The sequence below is a fragment of the Vibrio sp. V43_P6S15P86 genome (assembly GCF_009904725.1).
Lineage (GTDB): Bacteria > Pseudomonadota > Gammaproteobacteria > Enterobacterales > Vibrionaceae > Vibrio > Vibrio diabolicus.
Map to the genome: position 1 here is coordinate 10,998 of NZ_WXWT01000321.1, position 4,784 is coordinate 15,781.

General features: G+C 43.8%; 7 protein-coding genes. 2 read left to right on the top strand and 5 right to left on the bottom strand.

From position 1 onward, the window contains the following. Nucleotides 1–84: 84 nt before the first annotated feature. A complete protein-coding gene (locus tag CAG69_RS14155) occupies nucleotides 85–522 on the top strand; it encodes a DUF2383 domain-containing protein (protein ID WP_005394423.1) in 438 nt (145 codons plus the stop codon). A 154-nt stretch (nucleotides 523–676) separates the two neighbouring features. Further along, nucleotides 677–1,075, top strand: a complete 399-nt coding sequence (locus CAG69_RS14160; RefSeq protein WP_161444785.1) for a hypothetical protein — start codon at nucleotides 677–679, stop codon at nucleotides 1,073–1,075. 204 nt (nucleotides 1,076–1,279) lie between these two features. On the opposite strand, the gene CAG69_RS14165 is transcribed toward CAG69_RS14160, so the two are convergent. The 5 genes from CAG69_RS14165 to CAG69_RS14185 form a co-directional block, all read right to left on the bottom strand. Next, nucleotides 1,280–2,938, bottom strand: coding sequence for a diacylglycerol kinase family protein (locus CAG69_RS14165; protein ID WP_161444787.1), 1,659 nt, complete (start codon nucleotides 2,936–2,938; stop codon nucleotides 1,280–1,282). A gap of 142 nt (nucleotides 2,939–3,080) precedes the next feature. Then, a complete protein-coding gene (locus tag CAG69_RS14170) occupies nucleotides 3,081–3,512 on the bottom strand; it encodes a hemerythrin domain-containing protein (RefSeq protein ID WP_161444789.1) in 432 nt (143 codons plus the stop codon). A gap of 103 nt (nucleotides 3,513–3,615) precedes the next feature. Then, the gene (locus CAG69_RS14175) at nucleotides 3,616–3,813 is read right to left on the bottom strand and encodes a hypothetical protein (RefSeq protein ID WP_048624594.1); all 198 of its coding nucleotides are present in this window, start codon (nucleotides 3,811–3,813) and stop codon (nucleotides 3,616–3,618) included. A gap of 8 nt (nucleotides 3,814–3,821) precedes the next feature. Then, on the bottom strand, nucleotides 3,822–3,998 hold the full coding sequence (locus CAG69_RS14180) for a DUF1328 family protein (RefSeq protein ID WP_012841233.1): 177 nt from the start codon (nucleotides 3,996–3,998) through the stop codon (nucleotides 3,822–3,824). A gap of 45 nt (nucleotides 3,999–4,043) precedes the next feature. Next, entirely contained in the window at nucleotides 4,044–4,595 is a 552-nt protein-coding gene (locus CAG69_RS14185; protein WP_012841234.1) for a BON domain-containing protein, read from the bottom strand. Nucleotides 4,596–4,784 lie beyond the last annotated feature (189 nt).

A 4,784-nucleotide genomic window follows, 5' to 3' on the forward strand; every position in this document is an offset into this window, starting at 1 on the left:
CAACCTGCAACTAAAGATGAAACATCGGTGTTTGTTCCCCATACGTACAAACACTCCCATCACCAACCAAATCAGGAGTGAGATATGAAAAATGAAAATATCGCCTCAATCATTGAGCTTATCGAGAGCGGAAATGACATTTACAACAAGGCCATTGAGAACATTGACAACACTTCTTTGAATAATGTGTTGGTAGAACTGCTTAGAGTACGTGAGCGAGCGGTGCTTGAGCTTACTCCCTACACATTGGCAAATAACCAGGAAGACTCTGCCGACGACACTCCGGTTTCCTACACCATTAAAGCGCGTGAGGTATACAGCGATGTGATGAAGGAGGTGTCTTCTGACAAAGAGTCCATGTATTTGGAACAGCTCGAAGGTGTTGAAAGCAAGGTGCTCAAAGAGATCGAAAACCTAATTACTAGCCACCCAGAGCAAGCGGATAATTCGGTTCTACTGAAAGTTCGTAGTGATATCAAAAGCTGTAAAGAAAAGCTCAGCAGCATCAGCCTTATCAGCTAATCCTTAGTGGTCGCCTTGCAATCAAGCGCTGGCAGAGAAAATGGCCAACTCGTTTTGGCCATTTCTGATAAGGCCACAGGCACCTCAATACAACCAAAACTAGAAAACACTAAACCGAGTAATCAACACGGTAGTCATAAATAAAGAGGTCAGTATGACATTGGATAATAATCGAGTAAGGGAGCTACTCGTAAAAATGACACACCATCGCCAAACGTGTTTGCCTCTCGTTAATCCGAAATCGCATATGACACTCGCAAGAGCGGCGTATCGATTCGTTAAAATAGAAAAAGTGATGATCAAAAAGATGGCGAAGTTGTTCTTCGACCAAGATGGTGAACAATTCATTGCGGAAAATGCCACCGAATACGGCGTTGCCGAACTAGGTAATTACAAAGAAATGCATTTCATGAACAAGTTGTTGTTAGATGATTTAAAAGCGCTACTCAGAGCCATTGATGACACCAACTTAACGGCGCTTGTTTCTTACTGGTTAGCTGCTTTACAAGTCGAAAACGATGAAATTGAAAAGCACTTACCCCAGGGTGAGTAGTCATACTCACCCCCTTCTTCCTTTCACTTCGAGAACGATAAATAGACGCTCTCTCAGATACAAAAAATGCCGATATAAAAAAGCCGCTGCACCTACGCAGCGACCTTATTGGTTCCTTCAAAACTACGACTAAACCGGTAAACAAAGGCACGCTATAAAGCACTAGGCAAATGGCGCATTATCCACTGCTTATCTGTTTTAAAGCTAAGCCGATTTACTTCTCCCGCTTGGGACAAATACGTTCAACGATTTTGGACGAAGCTTGATCGCTAATTGCTCATCAGAATAAAGCTCACCATCAATCACATACTCAATCGGTTTGTTCGCAGAAATAGTGACATTCTGAGCCGTCGCGTATTGAAAATGAGTCGATTCCTCCTGCGCACCTACGCTGGTTAATGTCAGATCAGACAATGCGATGAGGCGTCCGCCTAAAGATTCGGTGTTATCTAAATACGTGATATGCAGCTTGCCATCGTCAGGCTGCGGAGCACCACCACCTTGCGCGAGCAACGTACTAAAAGGAGCGATGTTCGCAACGACAAAGCTATGAACTTCTAGCGTTTGTGATCCATTTTCGCGGTTTTCATCTTCAAATGGCGCATCCATCGCAACAGTCAACGTCTGCGTCTCTTCCGTCACCACCGCGTTAAAAAAGCCCGTTAAGTAGGCCAATTGTCCAAAGGTGTTTTTCTCTTCTCGCTGCGCATGCTCGATCATTTTCTGCTCTAGGCCAATACCTAGGACTAACAATATAAGCCTCTGATTACACTCCGCCGTATCAATACGTTGGCAGTGACCTGCTAGCAATGCTTCACACGCTTTTTCGACTGGTGAGAATTTTGCGCCAACTCCATAGAGCACATGACATAACGCATTGGCGGTTCCGAGCGGAACAATGCCGAGTTTGATGTCGGTACCCACCAACTGGCTCGCCACTTCCGTCACTGTGCCATCGCCACCCGCTACGATAATTTGCTTAGCCCCACTTTCTTTTGCTTTCTGAGTGAGCAGCTCGGCGCTGAGGTCTGTCGTGGTTTGATGAATACTCAAACGATATTTTTTGGTTAATTCACGAATCAAGTGCTGTTCGTTTTCCTCCCATTTGCCACCACCTGCAACAGGGTTAACCACCATCCAAGTGGATTGATCCAGACCCAGTACGCCTTTTTCACTTATCGCTCGTAACGTTTTGATCTGCAATTTATTCAATCTCGCGGTACTGCGCACGTCATTGATTTTTTTCATCACAGATTCAACCGTCAGCGACGGATCTTTGCTCAGTAGATACGCCGCAACAACAAACACCGAACGACCGCGCCCTAACGCACAATGCACAACCACAGCTCGCGAGCACGAGATTTGCGTATCAATCCAGTTAATCGCATGACGCAAGCGTTCCAACGTTGGGGCCTTGTGGTCGAGTACCGGAATCGAAAGGTAATGAAACTGCTTGTCGGTCATCGCACTTTCAAGCCCAGCAAATTCTGCGGTGACATCGACAATACAAGAGATGTCATTGGATTCGAGAAAATCTAAGTCACTCTGAAATAGCCGACGGGAGAGGTATAAATTATCGCTGACTTTTTGGATAGGGGGCACGGTATCGCGCCGTCTTTCCCAGGCATTATACGCTCTAGCACCCAGCAAAAAGGGGATGAATGCCCAGCGGATCCATCTGACAATCTTGCCGTCTTGGTTTTTTCTAAAAATGGAGGGGATGTCGAAAACGTAGGCTACGCTGACTAATGCTAAAGAAAGAGATACCCACAAGAACAACAGGCTAACCATGATTTGGGGAATATAAATAGCGGCCAATAAACTGATCAGAGCGCCAAGAATATAATATTTGATGATAAACATTCGCTCTCCTTGCCTTCAGCGAGTGCGCTTTTTTAGTGAAAGTGAGAATAAGCTGGTTTTAGTTTAGGCTAATTAGCTTGGTAAACGCTTTGATTGGGCCCCTTCCCGTACCGAAATGGCACGAAAAGGACCAATACTCCACCTAGCTAGCCATTTCTTCGACGTAGCTATCCGCTAGTTTCATTTTCTGCTGCTCGGTCATCACCTTACCGGCCAATTGGAAAAAACGCTGCTCCTCTTCTTCGAGGTGGTGCAATACTTTGTGACGCAAAGTTTTCATGAGGTTGAGCCATGCTGGCGAGCTCATGTCGGTTGCATCAAGCTGCGCAATCACTTTATCAATCTCGTGGTGCTCTGCGATGCCATGACGAGTAAGATCGATGGTTTTATCACTCTCGATTAAAGGCGCGTAGAAAAAGCGCTCTTCTGCTGCGGCGTGCTGTTCGAGTTCATCCTTCAGATTGAGGTAAAACTCTTCGCGAGCAGGGGAATCTCCAGACGTTTCCATCAGAGCATCGAGTAAAAGGCGTTGCTTTTCATGACTCTCTTTTAGTACATCAAATATGTTTTTCATCTTTGACTCCTCATCTGATTGTAAACACTTGGGATAAAAGGAAGGGCGGTGATTGACCGCCCTTCTCTTACATTGCTGTGAACAAAAAGCTGACCTGACTCGACTAACAATCTTGGTCTTCTGCGTTCAAGTTCTCTTTAATATTTTCACACTCATCTTCAATCGCATTTTGAGTTTCTTCGGCGGCTTCATCTATCTTCTTGCCTGCCTGTTCCATTGGCCCTTCTTCACTACAAGCAGCCAGTGCGAACACCAAACCAAATACTGCGGCGATACGGTAAATTAATGACGTAAGTCGCATGAAATCTCCTATCTATTTACGTTTTTTCTTCCTAGCAGAACAATTACTATTGATACAATTAATGACAATAGGAATAGGTAAAATATCACTTGCGCGATAGAGGCTGCCGCCCCTGCAATACCAGTAAAACCTAGTAGTGCAGAAACCAGTGCCAAAGCCAGAAAAATAAACATCCAACGAACCATAGTTTTACCTCCTAATAAAATTGGGTTAGGTCACTCGGCTCGTTATTATTGAACCACTTCTAGCTTATCAATCACCTTATTTACATCATTGGTATTATTTGCAATTGAAAGTGCAAGATCATGCTCCGCATCTGAATTAACCTTACCTGCCAACGTTACCGTTTTACGTTCCGTCGTTACATCAATGTCCGTACCACTTACATTGGTATCCATCAGTAGGCGCGTTTTAACTATAGTCGTGATTTTAGAGTCGGTCAGTGTGGCTAATGCCTCTGAATCGGTTTCTTTCTTACCTTCATTCACCACTGACAATTCGTTGTTTACTTTTTTCACACCATCAAGACCTGTTACAAGCTCTTCGGCAAGCGATTTTTCAAGGTCATTGTTTACCGAACCAGAAAGGGTAACTACCTGATTTTCAACATCGGTGTTGATATCAAAAGAGTTAAGGTTACTGTTTAGCAGCAGCGTAGTTTCGGCTTTACCATCTAGCCAAGCGTCCATGGATTCTTTTTCCCATTTATCACTCGCTAAGACTGCTGTAGATGAAGTAGCAAGAACTGACGTAAGTACAATTTTAGCTGCGATGTTATTCATGGTAATTCTCCTTTATTGACGTTGTATTTCCATAGGAGCAAACCATGTGCCAAGTTTGTAACTTGTTATTTTTAAAGGAATAATAAAAACAAGAGGTGAAAATAAGACGAACAAGAAAATATAAGCATGAATTATTTACACAGAAGAAATGTAATTTTTAATCGTTAATAATTTCGCAATCAATCACAT

Bases quoted from the DNA above. Each gene is read 5' to 3' on its own strand.
- CAG69_RS14155 (WP_005394423.1), top strand. From the start codon at position 85: ATGAAAAATGAAAATATCGCCTCAATCATTGAGCTTATCGAGAGCGGA.
- CAG69_RS14160 (WP_161444785.1), top strand. From the start codon at position 677: ATGACATTGGATAATAATCGAGTAAGGGAGCTACTCGTAAAAATGACA.
- CAG69_RS14165 (WP_161444787.1), bottom strand. From the start codon at position 2,938: ATGTTTATCATCAAATATTATATTCTTGGCGCTCTGATCAGTTTATTG.
- CAG69_RS14170 (WP_161444789.1), bottom strand. From the start codon at position 3,512: ATGAAAAACATATTTGATGTACTAAAAGAGAGTCATGAAAAGCAACGC.
- CAG69_RS14175 (WP_048624594.1), bottom strand. From the start codon at position 3,813: ATGCGACTTACGTCATTAATTTACCGTATCGCCGCAGTATTTGGTTTG.
- CAG69_RS14180 (WP_012841233.1), bottom strand. From the start codon at position 3,998: ATGGTTCGTTGGATGTTTATTTTTCTGGCTTTGGCACTGGTTTCTGCA.
- CAG69_RS14185 (WP_012841234.1), bottom strand. From the start codon at position 4,595: ATGAATAACATCGCAGCTAAAATTGTACTTACGTCAGTTCTTGCTACT.